The following is an 18,313-nucleotide window of genomic DNA, read 5'->3' on the forward strand; positions in this document are numbered from 1 at the left end:
TCTACATGATGTGGACCGACGGCCTGGCCCGGTTGATGCCGCCATGGGAGCTGTATCTGGGCCGCTACACCGTGCCCGCGGTGTTCTGGGTCGCGCTGATCATGGGCTTGGTGTTCACCGTGCTGATCGCCTACCCGTGGATCGAGAAGCGGCTCACCGGCGACAACAGTGCCCATCACAACCTGCTGCAGCGGCCGCGTGACGTTCCGGTCCGGACGGCGATCGGCGCGATGGCGATCGCGTTCTACGTGGTGCTGACGCTGTCGTGCGTCAACGACATCATCGCCCTGAAGTTCGACATCTCGCTGAACGCGACCACGTGGATCGGCCGCATCGGCCTGCTCGTCGCCCCGCCCGCGGCGTACTACATCGCGTACCGGTTCTGCCTCGGCTTGCAGCGCAGCGACCGCGCGGTGCTCGAGCACGGCATCGAGACCGGTGTGATCAAGCGTCTGCCGCACGGCGAGTACATCGAGGTGCACCAGCCGCTCGGCCCGGTCGACGCGCACGGCCACCCGATTCCGCTGGAGTACCAGGGCGCACCGGTCCCGAAGAAGATGAGCAAGCTGGGTTCGGCGGGCAAGCCGGGCACCGGTAGCTTCCTGCGGCCCGATCCGCAGGAGGAGAGCGCTCGGAACTTCGAGATCGAGCACGAGGAAGAGCACAGGCAGCTGAAGGTGCTGCAGCGCGCTCAGGAGGCGGCGAACGGCAAGCACGGCCACTGACGCCCGCCCCACCGGACGGCCCCCGAGTCGAATGCGACTCGGGGGCCGTTCTGCGTCATACCGCGGGTGTCATAGGCGTGGCGCCGCGCGGCGTGCGGCCTCGATGGCTTCGAACTTGGCGAGGTTGTGCCGGGCGTCGGCCAGCGCGTCGTGCGCGTCCGGCGGGATCGGCGGGAGTTCGGGACGGCCGTGCGCCTCCCAGTGCTGGCGCAATTCGTTGGTGTAGCGCGGCAGGGTGTTGGGCAGGTCGACCATGGAGCCCCACAGCTGGCACAGGGCGACGTGGTCGTAGGCGGATACCCAGGCCCACAGCTCCGGTTGCACGGTCGGCCGCGGCACCAGGAACGCGTACAGCTCGTCCCGGATCCGGGCGCGGCTGCGCCACAACGGAGAGGAAGGCGACGGCAGCTGGGGCAAAACGAATTTGCGCACCCAGGGTCCCGCACGTCCGGCATCGAATTCGGTGGACACCGCGTAGTACTCCCTGCCGTCTTCGCAGACGACGCCGATGGAGACCAAATCGATGGTCACACCGTCCTCGATGAATTCGCAGTCATAAAAATACTTCAAGCACCAAGCCTCTCTGATATCTTCGCTGGCGGTAAATTCGGCAACACGGGGGTGGAATGGCCAGTGTTCTCGTATGCAGTGTAGAAGGTTGCGCGCGTCAGGTACGAGCGCGAGGTGTGTGGCACACATTATGCGCAGGACCCGTACGGGGTACTTCCGCGCTGCGCCGGCGAAAGCTGTTCCAGGCCAGCAGTAATGAAGTATGGAGTCTGCCGAGCGCACCTCCATGAGGTTCGACGATGGGGAGTGTCGATCCCGCCCTGGGGCCAGGGCCGCCAGGGCGGCGTCACAAAAGCTCACGACGGCGGCGGATATCTTCGTATGGTTATTCGATGCTCCGACTACGGGCCGGGAATTAGAGCGCCGTCTTGTCATGGAGGTTCAACCGGGTAGGAAGCTCCGTCCGAGAGGGAATGTTCACCGAATCAACGGCGATAAGTCGGAAACCGGCCCGAGAACCTCGAGTTGTGGCTCAGATGTCGACCGACAGTCCGGAGAGTGCGAGATCTGGTCGGCTGGGCGAAAGAATCCTCGAACTCTACGGAACTGCCGAAGACGATAATGCGATGCGGTCCCTGGACATGGTGTCCCATCGATCGTGAGATGGCGCAATATCCGCGTGGTTACCCCGGTGATCGCACCCGCCGGGGTATAAGCCATTCACCTCAGGTGGGGCGATTCCAGCCCTGGGACTGGGTTCCTGCGAGGGGGTGGCGGTCCGTATTCTGGACTGGTGAACTGGACCGTCGACGTACCCATCGATCGCCTGCCGGAACTGCCGCCGCTGCCCGCCGAGCTGCGCAGGCGGCTGGACGACGCGCTGGCGCGACCTGCGCTGCAGCAGCCGTCCTGGGATCCGGAGCAGGCGGCCGAGATGCGCACCGTGCTCGAGAGCGTGCCGCCGATCTGCGTGCCCGCCGAGGTGGAGGAGCTGCGCGCTCAGCTGGCCGAAGTCGCCCGCGGTGAGGCGTTCCTCATGCAGGGAGGCGACTGCGCGGAGACGTTCGCCGACAACACCGAGCCGCATATTCGCGGCAACATCCGCACCCTGCTGCAGATGGCGGTCGTGCTCACCTACGGTGCGAGCCTGCCGGTGGTGAAGGTCGCGCGGATCGCGGGCCAATACGCCAAACCGCGCTCGTCGGACACCGATGCGCTCGGCCTCAAGTCCTACCGTGGCGACATGGTGAACGCGCTGGCCGCCGACGCGGCGCTGCGCGAGCACGACCCCTCCCGCCTGGTCCGGGCCTACGCCAACGCCAGCGCGGCGATGAACCTCGTGCGCGCGCTCACCGGCGCGGGCATGGCCGATCTGCACAAGGTGCACGACTGGAACCGCGACTTCGTGGCCAAATCGCCCGCCGGTGCGCGCTACGAGGCACTCGCCGAGGAGATCGATCGCGGCCTGGCGTTCATGACCGCGTGCCGGGTCAACGATCCGAGCCTGAAAGCGGCGCGCATCTACGCCAGCCACGAGGCGCTCGTGCTGGACTACGAGCGCGCCATGCTGCGCCTGAGTCACAACGCGATCGGCGAGCCGGTGCTCTACGACCTGTCGGCGCACTTCCTCTGGATCGGTGAGCGCACCCGCCAGCTCGATGGCGCGCACATCGCGTTCGCGGAACTGGTGGCCAACCCGATCGGCCTGAAGATCGGCCCGTCCACCACGCCCGAGCAGGCCGTGGAATACGTGGAGCGGCTGGACCCGAACAACGAGCCGGGCCGCCTGACCATCGTCTCGCGCATGGGCCACAGCAAGGTCCGCGACGTGCTGCCGCCCATCATCGAAAAGGTCCAGGCCACCGGTCACCAGGTGATCTGGCAGTGCGACCCGATGCACGGCAATACGCACGAGGCGTCCACCGGCTTCAAGACCCGTCACTTCGACCGCATCGTCGACGAGGTGCAGGGCTTCTTCGAAGTGCACCACGCGCTCGGCACGCACCCCGGCGGCATGCATATCGAACTCACCGGCGAGGACGTCACCGAATGCCTCGGCGGCGCCCAGGACATCTCCGACCTCGATCTGTCCGGCCGCTACGAGACCGCCTGCGACCCCCGGCTGAACACCCAGCAGTCGCTGGAGCTGGCGTTCCTCGTCGCCGAGATGCTGCGCTGAGATCCGAGCCGCGTCAGCGGCCGGACTTCGCACGCTCGCTTCCGGTCAGGGAAGCGCCACGATGGTGACGGTGTCGCCCGCCTCGAGGTTGACTCCGATGGCCGGAGTTTGCGAGACCACCAGCGAGCTATCGGCTCGGGCCAATTGTTTGACCTCGACCTGCAAGCCGAGGCTTTCCAGCTTGGCGCGGGCGTTGGCCACGGTCCATCCGCGGACGTCGGGCATCTTCAGGGCATTGGAGATCAGCAGGACGACGCCGTCGCCGGATTGAATGGTGGCGCCTGCGCCCGGCTGGGTGCCGATGGCCTTGTCCGCCTCGATGCTGCGGTCGAACTGGGGTTTGGTCTCGCGGATCGCGATTCCGGCGGCACTGAGGATCTTGGTGGCCTCGTCGGTCGACTTGCCGCGCACGTCCGGGACCTTGACCGGCTGCGATCCCTTGCTGCGGTAGACCTTCACCTGCGCGCCCAGGGGCAGCACGGTGCCGGGCCGCGGTTCCACCCGGGCGACCGTTCCCTTGGGGGCGGCGTTGGACTCTTCGCCCGCGTCGACCGGTTGCAGCCCGTAGTCCCGGATCAACTGATTGACCTTCGACACCTGGTCACCCGCTTTGACGTCGGGCACCTTGGGCTTGCCATTGGAGACCAGGACGGCGACCGTGGAACCCTTGGTGATCTTGGACCCGGCCGACGGGTCACTGCCGACCACGCCGCCCACCGGGATCGTGTCCGACGCCTTCTGCCGGATCTCGGTCTCGAACCCGGCGTTCTGCAGCGTGGCGACCGCCTTGTCGGTGTCCAGCCCGGCGATCGGCGGCACCGCCGAATACCGGCCGACGCCCAGCCACCAGCCCCCGATGCCGACCAGCAGCGTGAGCGTCGCGACGATGGCCACCCATATCCACACGGTGCGCCGGGAGCGGTTGAGCTCGTCGGCGTAGGGCGGCGCGTACGGCGGCGCGGGGTGGGCTTGACGCGCCGGTTGGGGCCGGTCGTAGTCCGCCGGGGGGCTGTAGTCGACGCGGGGCCGCTGGGCGGTGACCACTTTGGTGTGCTGCACCGGTTGCGGCGCATGGGGGTCGTGGGCCGACGCGCCCGCGAAATCCGGCCGGTCGTCGTGATCCGGCGCGACGACGCGGTAGCCGGCACTGAGATGCTCGGCGGACTCCTGGGGCGCGGGCACCCGATAGGGAGGCAGGCGCAGCGCGGTGCCGATCTGCCGCAGTGCTGCCGCCATCTCGTTCGCGTCGGCGAACCGGTGCGCGGGGTCGCGCGCGGTGGCCTTGGTCACCAGCTCGTCGAACTCCGGCGGCACCCCGGAGATGAATCCGCTCGGGCTCGGCACATCGTTCTCGATGCGCTGATAGGCCACCGAGATCGAGGTGTCACCGGTGAACGGGACACGGCCGGTGAGCATTTCGAAGATCAGCAGGCCGAAGGAGTAGACGTCGCTGCGGGAGTCGGCGGAGCCGCTGGTGACCTGCTCGGGCGACAGGTAAGCGGCGGTGCCGAGGATGACGCTGGCCGACGTGGTGTTCGCCGCGGCCACCGCGCGCACCAAGCCGAAGTCGGCGATCTTCACCTCGCCCGCGTCGGAGATCAGCACGTTCTCCGGCTTGATGTCGCGGTGCACCAGCCCAGCGGAATGCGCGACGCCGATCGCCGCCAGTACCGGTTCGGCGACGGCGCGCACCGCGTGCGGTGGCATCGGGCCGCGTTCGCGCAGCAGCTCGCGCAGCGTGCCGCCCTCGACCAGCTCCATGATCAAGAAGGGATGGTCGCCGTCGATGCCCTGGTCGTAAACCGCGACCAGCGAAGGATGCTTGAGCTTGGCGACCGCGCGCGCCTCGAACTCGAATCGGGACAGGAACTGCGGGTCGCCCGCGAACTTCGGGTCCATCACCTTGATGGCGACCGGCCGGTCCAGGCGGGTGTCGACCCCGCGGAAGACCATCGACATTCCGCCGCGGGCGATCGGCGCATCGATCCGATAGCGCCCTTCCAGCATCTGGCCGATCAAGAGAAGTCCTCCGGCTTTCACAAAGTTTGCCGCTCCGTGCGGCCTCCACGATGGTATCGACTCCCACCACCCCGGGTGTCTCACGACGTGCGGCAGGTCACCGTCTACCGTTATCCGGGTGAGTGCATTTCCCTGCAGTGACGACGTCCTTCCGCAGTCGGTGGCCCTCGTGCCGCTGCCGGAGGTGGCCGACCGACTCGGGCTGGTGGTGACCCGGGTGCACCAGATGCTGCGCGATCACCAGTTGCTCGCCCTCCGCAGAAACGGCGTCGCGGGCGTCCCAGAACGGTTCTTCGACGACACCGGCGCGGTCGTGAAGCCGCTGCCCGGCCTGATCACCGTGATGCGCGACGCCAAGTACACCGACGAGGAGATCCTGGAGTGGATCTTCACCGAAGACGAGACCCTGCCCGGCAAACCGATCGACGCCCTGCACGGCCCCCTGGCCCGCGAAGTCCTGCGCCGGGCGGCCGCGGACCCGTTCTGAATTATTGGCCGCGCGGGCGCGGCGTGTTCGCGGCCCCTTGATGGCTCGCGTCCGAGCGGCCGCCGCTGGCGACTTCGTCGCGGACGCGGCGGCCGCTCGGACGCGAGCCGGGCCGCGAACGGAACATGCTCGGTCTCGCTGCGCTCGAAACCGGTGGTTGAGCTGTTGTGGTCGCGTGGGGTGGTCAACGCAGGATCAAGTGGATGCTGGTGCCTTGGGCTACCGGGCCCCGCGCGGTGTCGCTTCGCTCGGGCCTTGTTGCGCCGGCCGTAGTGGCGCCGATTCGAGTTCGCCGTCGGCAGTGGCGGGGAGTTCTGATGCGGCCTACTCGGCCGATCCGAGCCTGTTTGTCGAATGCGGCGACGGAGGGCACGAGCCGTTCTTCCTGCTCGCGCCTTGCACGAATCTGCGCCGCTGCGCTAATCGCGTTTGGGCTCGGCTCGGCTTACTTCCGCGCGCTGCTCACCATGCGGGGGCAGCTTGCCGCTACCGTGGCCCAGCACTCGCCGTCGATTCAGGTGGGCTGGACGGTCGTCAGCGGTCTAGGCGGCTGCGCAGGGTGGCGGTGGTGAATTCGGCGGCGGCTACGCGCAGGCGGTGGTGGCGGGGCACCGCGGCGCGGTGGTCGAAGACGGCGTAGTCGCTGCGTTCGATGTGGTGCAGGATGTCGGAGTAGAGGGTGGCCGCGGTGCGGATGGCGGGGCGCACCCGGGGTTCGAGCAGGTCGATGCCTGATTCGGCGCGGCGGTAGAGATCCCGGTTGACCGCGATGAGATGGGCGAGGGCACGGCGAACGCGTGGATCGGTGCGGCCGGTGCGCCGGCATTCGAACAGCAGGTCCTCGTCGACGCCGAACGCGGTGAGGGCATCGGCGGGCAGGTAGACCCGGTCGCGGTCGAGATCCTCTGCGACGTCGCGCAGGAAGTTGGTGAGCTGGAACGCCTCGCCCAGAGCGGCGGCGGCGGGTTCGGCCTCGTGCACCGGGACGACCGTGCCGAGCACGGGGAGCAGCTGCAATCCGATCGCGGCCGCGGAGCCGCGCATGTAGTCGCGCAACTCGGCCATGGTGGCGTAGCGGTTACGGAAGGATGGGGCGCCGGGCGCGTCCATGCGCATGGAGTCCAGGAACGTCCAGAAGTGCTGTGCCGCGATGCCGTAGCGGTGGATGGTGTGGGTGACGGCGGCGAGCACGAGGGCGCGCGGCCGTAGTCCCGCTTCCCGGCTTCGTTCGTGTTCCGGATTCGGGCCGGAGGGCAGCAGCGCGTCGCCGCGGGCCTCGCCGGTGTGCGATCCCAGCGCGGCCCGCAGGTCCCGCTCGATTCGGTCGAGTTCGGTGACCGGGTCGCTGTCGGTCGCGGCGTTAGGACGGCCCGTGCGGTCGACGACGTCGTCCACCATGCGCGCGAACGCGTAGAGCGCGTGCACTGCGGGCCGTCGCTCGGCCGAGAGCAGCCGGGTGGCAAGGAAGTAGGTGCGGCCGTGCGTGGCGGCGATCTGCCTGCACTCGCGGTAGGCGAGCGGGAGCAGGGCGGAACCGGGTAGCCGGCTTTCGGTCATCGGGCGGCGGGCGAAGCGGTGGCCTTGCCGGGCGTGGCCGTGACAGTGCTCGGTGGCGTGGTGCGCAGGCGCAGCGGGTCCACCGTGCGCAGCGACAACGCCGCGATACTCGCGGCGAAGGTGGCGGCGACGACATGCCAGAAGTTGTACAGGCCGATCGAACCGTCCGGCTGGAAGACCAGCATCAACCAGGTGCATACGCCGACCAGCGCCATCAGCGTCGTGGTGGACAGCGCGAACCCGGCGGCCAGCGCCAGCGGCCACGAGTAGTACCAGGGCAGCGCGGCCGGCGAGAGGATGACGATCGCGACGAACGCGATCAGGATGCCCAGCACCGCCTCGCGCTCGCTGTGCCGGAACCGCCACCAGGTCAGGGCGAGCACGGCGACCAAGGCCAGCGCGCACATCGCGCGGGTCACCTCGAGCACCGATTCCAGCCGCAGCGGGGTTATCCAGGTGATCGCGTGCGCCATCACGGTCGGCAGCGAGAGCCAGTTGATGATCTTCTTCGACCCGGACAACGCGGTCAGCCAGCCGATGCCGACGCCCGCGATGGCCGAGGCGGCGACGAACACGACCGCGAACACGCTGAGCCCGAGCCCGGCGATCTTGCCGAACATCAGCGCGGGATGCGGCATGTCCTCCGTCGGCTCCGCGGCGTCGCCGGGCTGCTCGCTGGCGGGCAGGTGTGCCGGATCGCGCCCGACCCGCTGCGCCGCGCGGCGTTCGCGTTCGTGCAGCATCCAGATCCAGACCAGGAACGGCAGCGCGACGCCCGCGGTCGCCTTGATGGCCACGCCGATCGCGACCACCACGATGCCCGCCACGTGGTGGCGCTCCAGCACCAGCGCGATGCCCGCGCACATCAGCCCGACCATCAGCATCTCGTTGTGCACGCCGCCGATCAGGTGGATCAGCACCAGCGGGTTGAGCACGGCCAGCCACAGCGCGACGGTCGGCTTGCCGCCGAGGTGCTTGGTCAGATACGGCACCGCCCACATCATCAGCACCAGGCCGGGCAGCATGACCAGCCGCATCGCGATGGTGCCCGCCACCACGTTGTCGCCGGTCACGGCGGTGATCGCGCGACCGAGCAGCAGGAAGACCGGACCGTAGGGCGCGGTGGTGGTGGTCCACACCGGACTGACGTTGTCCAGCAGCACACCGGGATTCGCGACCGGGCCGACCTGGTAGGGGTCGAAGCCGTCGCGCAGCAGCGCGCCCTGGGCCAGGTAGGAGTAGGCGTCGCGGCTGAACATCGGCACCGCGAACAGCAGCGGCGCGATCCAGATGCCGACGATGGCGCGAAGCTCGTTGAGCGTCACCTCGGCGCCGGTCCGGTCGCCGGTGCCGATCGTGGCGCGCCCGAGGCGGACCCAAGCGGTGATCATGAGCAGCACGCCGATCCAGATGCAGATGGTCGACAGCGCGTAACCGTGCCCGAACCGCAGCCAGGACAGATGCATGGCCTCGAGCAGCGGGTCGCGCTTGCGCACGCTGCCCGCGCCGAAACCACCGAACATGATCATGATCGCGCCGAAGAAACCGAGCAGGGCGGCATGGCCCTCCTGGCTTCTGGCGAAGTCGGCGCAGGTGCGCATCCACCACAGGAAACCACGGTCGGTGGCCGATTCGCGACGTGCGGAGGCGGGCGACGAGGGACGGGTGTCACCGGCGGAGGCGGCCTCTGCGGTGCGCGTTTCGGGGGATGCCATCTGGTGTCGGTCCCCCCGAGTGGTCGGCGGTCGCAACCGCGAGCGAATAGGTCGGCGCTTAGTTTACGGCGTCGTCTCGAACACTATCCGGCTGGTGCGCGGGGTCGCACGCGAAGTGCGCCCGACCTCGCCCGCGATGCGGTTTGCCGCCAGTTTTCCGGATAACAGGGCGGTCGGCACGCCCACGCCCGGAGTGGTGCCGCAACCGGCGATAACCACATTGTCGCTAGAGCGCGGGAAATTGCCCGGCCTGAAAGGGCCGGTCTGACGGAAGAGGTGTGCGGCGGAGAACGGCGTGCCCGCAAGCATGCCGTAGTCGAGCCACGTCCGAGGTGTGTCGAGCCGGTCGACGGTGAAGTGCTCGGCGATGCCCCGGTAGCCGCGCGATTCCAGTACGGTGAGCAACTCGCGGAGGTAGGCGGGGCCGAGGCGCGGCCAGTCCAGCGGTGCCGCCGCGAGATTCGGGCACGGCGCGAGCAAGGAGAACGGCTCATGGCGTCCGTCGCCGCGTTCGACGAACAGACTCGGATCGGTCAGAGCGGGCCGGGTCAGCAGCAGCGAGGGGTCGCTCATCAGCTTGCCGCGGCCGCGGCGAGCGGTGATCTCGGTGAACGTGCGGTCCCAGGCCTCCCCGAACTCGATGGTGTGGTGCGCCTGCACCGGCCACCGCGCCGCGACCGCGGCGGGGACGGTGCCGTGCGCGACGAGCGCCGACGGCGAGGCGCGCAGCCCGCGCCGTGGTCGCACACCGAAACGATCCAGCGAGCCGAGGTCGGCGGTGAGCACGAGCGCGTCGCAGTCGAACGAGCGCCCGTCGGCGGTGCGGGCGCGCCGGGCTCGCCTGCCCGCGTAGTCGATGCCGACCACCTCGGCATTCAGTTCCAGCGTGCCGCCTGCCTCGGCGAACGCGTGCGCCAGCGCCGCGGCGATCGCGCGCATACCGCCCTCGGGGAAGTAGACGCCCAGCGAGGTGTCCATATGCGGGATCGCGCCGTAGACGGCGAGCGCCTGCGCGGGCGGCATGCCCGCGTAGAGGGCTTGGAAGGTGAACAGGCGCGCCAGGCGCGGATCCCGCAGGAACCGGCGCACCCGCGGGCCGAGCCTGCCGAACCCGCCGAGACGTGCCAATTCGACCAGCGCGCGGCGCTTTTCGGGGAGGCGCACCATATCCAGCGGCGAGTCGAAGTTGGTGTCCATGAACTCGGTGAACTCCGCCGCGTAGACCCGCGCCAGCCATGCGCGCAGGCGCCGGTATCCGCGTGCCTCGGCCGGGCCGCAGGTCCGCTCGACCTCCGCGGCCATGGCATCCGGGTCGGCGAAGACCCTGATCTGCGCGCCGTCGGCGAACCGGGCGTGATAGCCCGGCGCCAGCCGGTGGATGCGCAGCGGGGGTTCGCAGGTCTCCGGGGCGCGGCCGACGGCGGCGAGCGCGTCGGTGATCAGTTCGGGCAGGGTGAGCACGGTGGCCCCGGAATCGATCTCGTAATCGGCGCCCTGGTACCGGCCCACCCGGCCGCCGGGGTGGTCGGCCCGCTCGAGCAGCGTGACCGTGTGACCCGCGCCGGTCAGGTAGAGGGCGGCCGACAGGCCGGCCAGGCCCGCGCCGACCACTACGACGCGATCGGTCGGTCCCGCAACGGTTCTCATCCGGTTCGTCTCCTTACCGTGGCGACCGATACCCGGCTCACGCCGCGCGCTCGGTCGCGGCCAGCGCCATCGCGCGCAGCCGTTCCTTGGCCACCGGCGTCGCCGAGCTGGCCTCGATCGCGACCAGACCGCTGTCGGTGAGTTCGGCGATCCGGCGTTCCACCTCGTCGACCGCGCCCAGTTCGGCGAGCAGCGCGCGCAGCCGCTGCACCTGCTCGGCGCTCAGGTCGGTGCCGATACTCGAACGCAGCAGCGCGGCCGCGGCGGCGTCGGTCTCGTCCGCGCGGCGCAGTGCCTCGGCCAGCAGCACGGTGCGCTTGCCCTCGCGCAGGTCGTCGCCGGAGGGCTTGCCGGTGACGGCCGGATCGCCGAATACGCCGAGCAGGTCGTCGCGCAGCTGGAAGGCGATCCCGATGGCGGTGCCGAACCGGCGGTAGGCCTCGATCAGCTGCTGATCGGCGGCGGCGATGGCGGCGCCGAGGTGCAGCGGGCGTTCGACGGTGTAGGCGGCGGTCTTGTAGCGGTTGATCCGCAGCGCGGCCTCGACCGATTCGTCGCCGCCCGCCTCGCCGTTGATGTCGAGCAGTTGACCGCCGAGCACCTCGGTGCGCATGTCGGCCCACACGGGGGCGAACCGGGCGATGGCCGCGGGCGCCAGCCCGGACGCGTGCACCATGTCGTCGGCCCAGGACAGCGCCAGGTCGCCGACCAGGATGGCCACGCTGGCGCCGAAGTGCGCCGAGTCGCCCGCCCAGCCGCGGTCGCGGTGGCGCTGCTCGAAGTCGACGTGCACGGTGGGGAAGCGGCGGCGGGTGCGGGAGGAATCGATGATGTCGTCGTGGATCAGCGCGCAGGCCTGGACGAGTTCGAGCGCGGAGCAGGCAGTGAGCACCGCGGTGGCCTCGGGGGCGTGCGGATCGCCGCCCGCTCCGAGCCACCCGGTCCACGCGAACGCTGGCCTGGTGCGTTTCCCGCCGCGCAGCACGAACTGCTCGAGCGCGTCGGTGGCCTCGACGAAGACCGGGCCGAGGCGCTCGGTCGTCGGGCGGCGGGTGGCGAAGAAACTGGTCAGGGCGTTTTCCACGGCGGTGACGAAGGCGGGGGTGCCCGGCTGCGGCACCGCGGGACGCGGCGTCTGAGTACCGGTTGCGGCGGACAGAGGAGCCTCCAAGGTCGTGCGGATGATGGACGCACGGGGTCGCGAAGGGTGCCCGGGCGCTGCGGGTGATTCGGGGCCGAGCGGGGGGCGGTCGCGCGTGTCGCTCGGCGTGGCGAACATGTCGCTCGAAGCGAAGAATACGCGGGACGTCCGAGCGACCCGACGGGGCCGCCACCGGCCACCTCTACACTGAACCGGTGACTTTCGACAACGTGCGGGGAAGCTCGACCCCTGGCCGGCCGTCCCGGACGCACCCGAACGTCTCTGGAACACCTTCGGTCGTGCAGAGTCTGCGGGCTCACGCGGGGCACGCGGTGCCGTTCTCCGTGGAGTTCAATCCGCCCCGCGACGCCGCCGCCGAGGCGCGGCTGTGGCGCGCCGTGCGGCAGTTCGAGTGCATGCATCCCGCGTTCGTGTCGATGACCTACGGCGCGGGTGGTTCCACTCGCGACCGCACCGTCCGGGTGACCGGGGAACTGGCGCAGCAGACGACGCTGCTGCCGGTCGCGCACCTGACCGCGGTGGAACACAGCGTCGCGGAGCTGCGCTCGCTGGTCGGCGCGTACGCCGACTCCGGTATCCGCAACATCCTGGTGCTGCGCGGCGATCCGCCGGGCGACCCGCTGGGGGAGTGGCACAAGCATCCGCAGGGCGTCTCCTACGCCGAGGAGTTGGTGCGTATCGTGCGCGACCTCGGTGACTTCCACGTCGGCGTGGCCTCGTTCCCGCAGGGCCACCACCGCTCGCCGGACCTGGCGACCGATACCGCGTTCCTGGCCGCGAAACTGCGTGCGGGAGCGGAGTATTCGATCACCCAGATGTTCTTCGACGTCGAGCACTACCTGCGCTTGCGCGATCGGCTGGTGGCGCTGGACCCGATCGAGGGCGCCAAGCCGATCATTCCGGAGCTGATGCCGATCACGTCGCTGCGCACGGTGCAGCGCGCCGAGGAGCTGTGCGGCAGGCCGCTGCCGGACTCGGTCATGCGGCGGCTGCGCACGGCGGCGGGCGACGGCGGGGAGGAGAACGCCGCGGCGGTGCGCGCGGCGGGCATCGAGATCGCCACCGAGATCGCCCAGCGGCTGATCGACGAGGGCGCGCCGTGCCTGCACTTCATCACGCTCAATTTCGCCAAGGCGACCAGCGAGGTGCTGACCAACCTCGGTTACGGCGTCACGGCCGCCCCGGTCAGCGTCTGAGGCTCCCGCCTCGGATGGGGGCTACGTGCGCGTCACCGGCCGCTTCGATGCCGTGACCGGCGGCCGCTCGTACTTCGGATGGTGCGTTCGATCCACTCCGGCATGCACTGTGGCGGCCTCCGTGACCGACCGGTGCGCTCGAGAGCGCACCGGAAAGACCCCGGGTCAGGCCGCGCGGACCGCGCGCAGCCCCCATGCCTCGGCGAGCAGCCGATGCGATTCCAGCCGATCGGCGTGCCGATGGGTGATCGTGGTCACCAGCAGTTCGTCCGCTCCGCTGACGCGTTGCAGCGCGGACAGCCGCTCCACGACGGTGCCCGGTGACCCCACGAACTGGGTGGCGAGGCGATCGTCGACCAGGCGCCGCTGCTCCGCGGTGAGCGGGGCGATGGTCGCCGGATCGGGGTAGTCGGCCGCGCCCGCGCCGCTGCGGATGCTGTGCACCCAGTGGCCGTAGCTCGCGGCCAGCCGCCGCGCGGTGGCGTCGTCCTCGGCCACGACCACGTCCGCGGAGATCACCACGTACGGCTCGGCCAGCTCGGCGGACGGGCGGAACGCCGCGCGATACGCCTCGATCGCGTCCAGCGCGGTGCCCGGCGAGACGTGATAGGCCGCGGCGAACGGCAGCCCCAGCCGCCCGGCCAGCTCCGCGCTCTCGCCCGCGGTGCTGCCGAACAGCCACAGCCGCACTTGCGCGCCCTCACCGGGAACCGCGTGCAACGCAACGCCTTCCGGGCTGACGAAGGTGCCCGCCAGCAGAGCGCGCACCTCGCCGACCTGCTCGGCGAACTCCAGCGGCTGCGCGCCGCGCTGCTGGAGCGCGCCCACCGAGGCGATGAACTTGGACCGGTCCAGGATGCGGCCCGGGTCGAACGGCGGCGGAACGACAACGCCGTCACGGATCTCGGTGCGTCCGGTCACCGTGGAGACCACGGGCTTGCCGCGCGCGGGTCGCGCGGCCTCCGCCCCGAACTGGCCGCGCCGATGACCCGACCGGCCGAGGCCCAGGTCGAGCCGGCCCGGGTACAGCGCGTCGATCGTGCCGAACGCCTCCACGATCGAGGCCGAGGTGTGATGACCCACCTGCACCGCCGCCGAACCCACCCGGATCCGCTCGGTGGCCGCCGCGACCAACCCGATCAGGGTGATCGAGGAGGAGCTGGCCACCGAGACGAAGTGGTGTTCGGCCAGCCAGTACCGGTGGTAGCCCCACTGTTCGGCGTGCTGGGCCAGATCGACGGTGTTGCGCAGGGCCTGCTGCGCGGTCGAGCCCGCGCTGATCGGGGACAGGTCCAGGATCGAGAGGGGAACGAACCGGCCGCTCATGCGGCACGTCCCCGCCGCGGGTCCTGCTCGCCCGCTTCGATGGCCACGCGCAGCCGGTTCTGCGCGGGCGCCACCGGGCAGGTCGCGAAATCGGTGAAGGCGCACGGCAGATTCGCGGCGCGGTTGAAGTCCAGCAGCACCGTGCCGTCCGCCTCCGGCGTGCCCACGGTCAGCGACCGTGCCGCCGGGTAGGTCGTCACACCGCTGGTGGCGTCGGTGAACAGCACCCGCAGGTTGTCCCGGTCGCCGAACGCGACCACGCGTTCGGTCACCTCGCCGATGCGGAATTCGATGGTGCCCGCGGCGCTGTGGCGGTGCTCGAGCCCCTCGACCACGGCGCCGGTGACCACGGTCCGCTGCTGCGCGAACGGCGTGAAGCGCCCCGGGACCACCCAGCGGGGGTCGGGCCGGTAGGCCGGGATGCCGTCGAAGCTCAGCAGGGCGGGCGAAGCGGGGTCGTGCACCCGGACGGCGTAGCGGCCCGTGCGGCGGATCACCTCGAGTACCCGGCGCTCCTGCCGGACGTGCAGGCCGGGCGCCCCTTCGGCAGGGGTGACGATCTGTACGCCCGCGATGCCGAGCCCGTCGTATTCCAGCCGGTCGGCGGGCTGGGCGGTGATGAACACCTTCTCGTCGGTGACCCACCAGGTGCCGGGCAGGTCCGGCAGCCGTTCGGGGCGGTCGGTGAGCCAGTGCAGGGCGGTCAGGCCGAGGAAGCCGAGCGGGTCGCGCAGTTGGTCTGCCCGCGTGTGGTGCCAGCGCGCCCACTCGGTCTCGAAAACGGTGGTGATGCTCGTGGTCATGACGCTTCGGCTCCTTCGTGGGCGGTGGTGCGACGGTGGGGATGGCGCAGGCCGAGGTGGTCGCGCAAGGTGGTTCCGGCGTACTCGGTGCGGAAGCTGCCGCGCTCCTGCAGTTCCGGGACGACCCGGTCGACGAATTCGTCCAGCCCGTGCGGGGTGAGGTGCGGGACGAGGATGAATCCGTCCGCGGCGTCGGACTGCACGTACGCGTCGATCCGCTCGGCGACCGCCGCGGGCGTGCCGATGAACTGCTGGCGTGCGGTGACCTCGATGATCAGCTCCCGGATGCTGAGCCCTTCGGCTTCGGCTCTGGCCCGCCAGGATTCGGCGACCGCGCGGGGATCTTTGGCGTGCCGCACGCGGCCGCGGGTGATGTTCACGTCGTCGACGGGCTCGACGTCGGGCAGCGGTCCGTCCGGGTCGTATCCGGACAGATCCCGGCCCCAGACCTGTTCGAGGAAGGCGATCGCGGTCTGCGGGCCGACCTGTTGGAGGCGGATGTGCCTGGCGCGTTCCTGCGCCTCGGCCTCGGTGTCGCCGAGGACGAAAGTGGCGGCGGGGAAGATCTTCAGCTCGTCGGGGGTGCGCCCGTACTTGGCCAGGCGGCCTTTCAGGTCGGCGTAGAAGCGCTGCCCGTCCTCGAGGGTGCCGTGGCCGGTGAAGATCGCGTCGGCCGTGGCCGCGCCGAATTCCCGGCCGTCCTCGGAATCGCCCGCCTGCAACAGCACCGGGTGGCCCTGCGGGCTCGGCGGCAGCACGAATCGGGCGGTGATGTCGAACTGTCTTCCGCGATGGCGGGTTTCGGGAATCTCCCGGGCGAACACCCCGGCCTGCCGGTCGACGACGAGTGCGTCCGCGGCCCAGCTGTCCCACAGCGCGCGGGTCACCTCGACGGTCTCGGCCGCGCGGTGGTAGCGCTCGCCGTGCTCGAGATAGCCGCCGCGCCGGAAGTTCTCGCCGGTGAACGCGTCGGAGGAGGTCACGACGTTCCAGGCCGCGCGGCCGCCGGAGAGATGGTCGAGCGAGGCGAATTGCTTGGCCAGCTCGAACGGCTCGTTGTAGGTGCTGTTGATGGTGCCGGCCAATCCCAGCTTCTCGGTGACCCCGGCCAGCGCGTTGAGCACGGTGAAGGTGTCCGGCCTGCCCACGACGTCGAGGTCGTGGATGCGGCCGCGATGTTCGCGCAGCCGCAGCCCTTCGGCGAGGAAGAAGAAGTCGAACAGGCCGCGCTCGGCGGTACGCGCCAGATGCTCGAACGACGCGAAATCGATCTGGCTGCCCGACTCGGGGTCGCTCCAGACGGTGGTGTTGTTCACGCCGGGGAAGTGGGCGGCGAGGTGGACCGGCTTGCGAGGCTTGTCGGTCACGACGGGGTACCTTTCGCGCTGATGGCGTAGCGGCTCTCCGGACGGGGCAGTCCGAGGCGCGCACGTAATGTGCTGTTCGACAGCGGCTTCCGGTCGATCCCGGGCAGCAGCCGCACGGCGGCCGGAAGCGCGAGCGGCCGGAGGACGACGCCGTCGGCGGCCTCGGCGCTGTCCACGGCCGCGAGCACTTCGCGCAGTGTCTCTGCGGTCCCGAGGTGGCGCAGGGCGCTGGGCGCTGCGGTGCGGACCGGGCCTGCCCAGCCGTCCAAGGTGTGCGCTTCCGCCCGTGCCGCGTCCGCGGAGCCGGCCAGGTGGATGTCGAGATCCAGCAGCACGTGCACGCTGTCGGGGTCGCGTCCCGCGTCCGCGAGCGCAGTGCGCAACGCGGTGCGCCGTGCCCGCGCCGCGTCGAGGTCATCCGCGCCGATCCGGATCAGGTCGGCGCGGCGCAGCGCGACCGCGGTGGCGGCCGCGCCATCGGCGCGCACCGCGACGATCGGTTGGCCCTGTGGCGAGCGCGGTGTGATGGAGGGCCCCTTCACGGCGAAGTTGTCGCCGGTGAAGTCGATGTAGTGCAGCTTGTCCCGGTCGACGAAGCGGCCGGTCGAGGCGTCGCGGATCTCCGCGTCGTCCTCCCAGCTGTCCCACAGCCGGGTGGCGACCTCGATCGCCTCGTCGGCCTCGTGCCACAGCGCGGCCGCGTCCTGCGCCGGTTTGCGCCCGAACGCCCGCGCCTGCTCGTCTCCTTCGGAGACGGTGACCTCCCAGCCCGCCCGGCCGAGCGTGGCGAAGTCCAAGCTCTGGATCGCCTTCGCCAGATGGAACGGTTCGGTGTGGGTGACCGGCGCCTGGGGAATCAGACCGACGCGGTGGGTGACGGCGGTGACGCGGGCGGCGATCGCGACCGCGTCGAGCCTGCCGCGGGTGACGCCGGGGCCGCCGGGTTGCACGCCGAACGAGTCGGGCAGGAACACCGCGTCGATGCCCGCTTGCTCGGCCGCGACGATAACCTCGGTCCAGTACCGTCCGGTGAACAGGTCCTCCGCGCGCGAGTCGGCACGCCGCCAGGACGCGGGGTGCGCGCCGGTGCCCGCCGCTTCGACGGCGAGGAAGAAGCCGGAGTGTGCCATCAGGCCGTGCCCTCCGCCTCGATCTGCTGCCGCAGCGCCGGATGGGTCCCGGATCCGGCGACATCGGGTCCCAGCAGCAGCGCCTGCTGCCACAGTGCGGCGCGCATGCCGCGCGCGGACCGGACGGCGCGGCGGTCGCGCTCGGCGCGGACCGGGGCGACGGCGTGCACCCGCGGGTTGCCGGAGGTGTCGGCGGCACGCGGGGCGCGCAGACGGGTGCGCCACCAGCGCGCGGGATCGGGTGCGAAGACGGCGGGGGCGGCCGGGATGTCCGGCGCGGGAGACGGTTCGGCGTCGGTGGCGGCCGGTTTCCGGTTGAAGGCGGAGTACACCATCAGGGCGATCCTTTTCGGTCGGTGCCACCACGGCTCGTGGCCGGTGGTGGGCTCCGGTGCGGGGGGAGGGGTGATCGCGCAGGGCGCGACGGCGGGTTCCGGGCGGCTGCGGCACGGGGCCCAGGGCTGCTGCCGGTTCAGCACCCGGCTGTGGC

The 18,313-nt window shown here is 70.5% G+C and carries 14 protein-coding genes and 1 pseudogene; 4 read left to right on the top strand and 11 right to left on the bottom strand.

Features of this window, described 5'->3' with window-relative positions:
* A pseudogene (locus ACZ6DL_RS35080) lies at positions 1–725 on the top strand (cytochrome bc1 complex cytochrome b subunit); the annotation flags it as partial.
* Between the two features lie 69 nt (positions 726–794).
* Here ACZ6DL_RS35080 and ACZ6DL_RS35085 read toward each other — a convergent pair.
* Complete coding sequence (locus ACZ6DL_RS35085) at positions 795–1,295, bottom strand: polyadenylate-specific 3'-exoribonuclease AS (protein WP_466057707.1); 501 nt, start codon at positions 1,293–1,295, stop codon at positions 795–797.
* Between the two features lie 733 nt (positions 1,296–2,028).
* On the opposite strand from ACZ6DL_RS35085, the gene ACZ6DL_RS35090 reads away from it, so the two are divergent.
* Complete coding sequence (locus ACZ6DL_RS35090; RefSeq protein WP_040865895.1) at positions 2,029–3,414, top strand: class II 3-deoxy-7-phosphoheptulonate synthase; 1,386 nt, start codon at positions 2,029–2,031, stop codon at positions 3,412–3,414.
* Positions 3,415–3,459: 45 nt separating this feature from the next.
* Here ACZ6DL_RS35090 and pknB read toward each other — a convergent pair whose 3' ends face one another.
* Positions 3,460–5,421: a Stk1 family PASTA domain-containing Ser/Thr kinase gene (gene pknB, locus ACZ6DL_RS35095; RefSeq protein ID WP_466057784.1), complete on the bottom strand. Its 1,962-nt coding sequence runs from the start codon at positions 5,419–5,421 to the stop codon at positions 3,460–3,462.
* A gap of 130 nt (positions 5,422–5,551) precedes the next feature.
* On the opposite strand from pknB, the gene ACZ6DL_RS35100 reads away from it, so the two are divergent.
* Positions 5,552–5,920 (top strand): Rv2175c family DNA-binding protein, encoded by a 369-nt coding sequence (locus ACZ6DL_RS35100; protein ID WP_466057709.1) that lies wholly within the window; start codon positions 5,552–5,554, stop codon positions 5,918–5,920.
* Between the two features lie 534 nt (positions 5,921–6,454).
* On the opposite strand, the gene ACZ6DL_RS35105 is transcribed toward ACZ6DL_RS35100, so the two are convergent.
* The 4 genes from ACZ6DL_RS35105 to ACZ6DL_RS35120 form a co-directional block, all read right to left on the bottom strand.
* Positions 6,455–7,477, bottom strand: coding sequence for a phytoene/squalene synthase family protein (locus tag ACZ6DL_RS35105; RefSeq protein ID WP_466057711.1), 1,023 nt, complete (start codon positions 7,475–7,477; stop codon positions 6,455–6,457).
* Entirely contained in the window at positions 7,474–9,192 is a 1,719-nt protein-coding gene (locus ACZ6DL_RS35110; protein WP_466057713.1) for an alpha-(1->6)-mannopyranosyltransferase A, read from the bottom strand. The genes ACZ6DL_RS35105 and ACZ6DL_RS35110 overlap by 4 nt, the downstream gene beginning before the upstream one ends.
* A gap of 63 nt (positions 9,193–9,255) precedes the next feature.
* Positions 9,256–10,839, bottom strand: coding sequence for a phytoene desaturase family protein (crtI, locus tag ACZ6DL_RS35115; protein ID WP_466057714.1), 1,584 nt, complete (start codon positions 10,837–10,839; stop codon positions 9,256–9,258).
* Positions 10,840–10,876: 37 nt separating this feature from the next.
* A complete protein-coding gene (locus ACZ6DL_RS35120; RefSeq protein ID WP_466057716.1) occupies positions 10,877–12,010 on the bottom strand; it encodes a polyprenyl synthetase family protein in 1,134 nt (377 codons plus the stop codon).
* A gap of 185 nt (positions 12,011–12,195) precedes the next feature.
* Here ACZ6DL_RS35120 and ACZ6DL_RS35125 point away from each other — a divergent pair, with 185 nt between their 5' ends.
* Positions 12,196–13,197 carry a methylenetetrahydrofolate reductase gene (locus ACZ6DL_RS35125; RefSeq protein WP_063054036.1) on the top strand — a complete coding sequence of 334 codons (1,002 nt, stop codon included), beginning with the start codon at positions 12,196–12,198 and terminating at the stop codon, positions 13,195–13,197.
* A 165-nt stretch (positions 13,198–13,362) separates the two neighbouring features.
* On the opposite strand, the gene ACZ6DL_RS35130 is transcribed toward ACZ6DL_RS35125, so the two are convergent.
* From ACZ6DL_RS35130 to ACZ6DL_RS35150, 5 genes are read right to left on the bottom strand one after another with little or no spacing between them, the layout of a single operon-like run.
* On the bottom strand, positions 13,363–14,523 hold the full coding sequence (locus ACZ6DL_RS35130; RefSeq protein ID WP_466057718.1) for an LLM class flavin-dependent oxidoreductase: 1,161 nt from the start codon (positions 14,521–14,523) through the stop codon (positions 13,363–13,365).
* Positions 14,520–15,326: a DUF1684 domain-containing protein gene (locus tag ACZ6DL_RS35135; protein ID WP_466057720.1), complete on the bottom strand. Its 807-nt coding sequence runs from the start codon at positions 15,324–15,326 to the stop codon at positions 14,520–14,522. The genes ACZ6DL_RS35130 and ACZ6DL_RS35135 overlap by 4 nt, the downstream gene beginning before the upstream one ends.
* Positions 15,323–16,693, bottom strand: coding sequence for an NtaA/DmoA family FMN-dependent monooxygenase (locus ACZ6DL_RS35140; RefSeq protein ID WP_466057722.1), 1,371 nt, complete (start codon positions 16,691–16,693; stop codon positions 15,323–15,325). Before ACZ6DL_RS35140 ends, ACZ6DL_RS35135 begins: the two co-directional genes overlap by 4 nt.
* Complete coding sequence (locus tag ACZ6DL_RS35145; RefSeq protein WP_466057724.1) at positions 16,690–17,823, bottom strand: LLM class flavin-dependent oxidoreductase; 1,134 nt, start codon at positions 17,821–17,823, stop codon at positions 16,690–16,692. Before ACZ6DL_RS35145 ends, ACZ6DL_RS35140 begins: the two co-directional genes overlap by 4 nt.
* Positions 17,823–18,158, bottom strand: a complete 336-nt coding sequence (locus ACZ6DL_RS35150) for a hypothetical protein (RefSeq protein WP_040865906.1) — start codon at positions 18,156–18,158, stop codon at positions 17,823–17,825. Before ACZ6DL_RS35150 ends, ACZ6DL_RS35145 begins: the two co-directional genes overlap by 1 nt.
* Positions 18,159–18,313 lie beyond the last annotated feature (155 nt).

The sequence above is a fragment of the Nocardia sp. NPDC041819 genome (assembly GCF_055590505.1).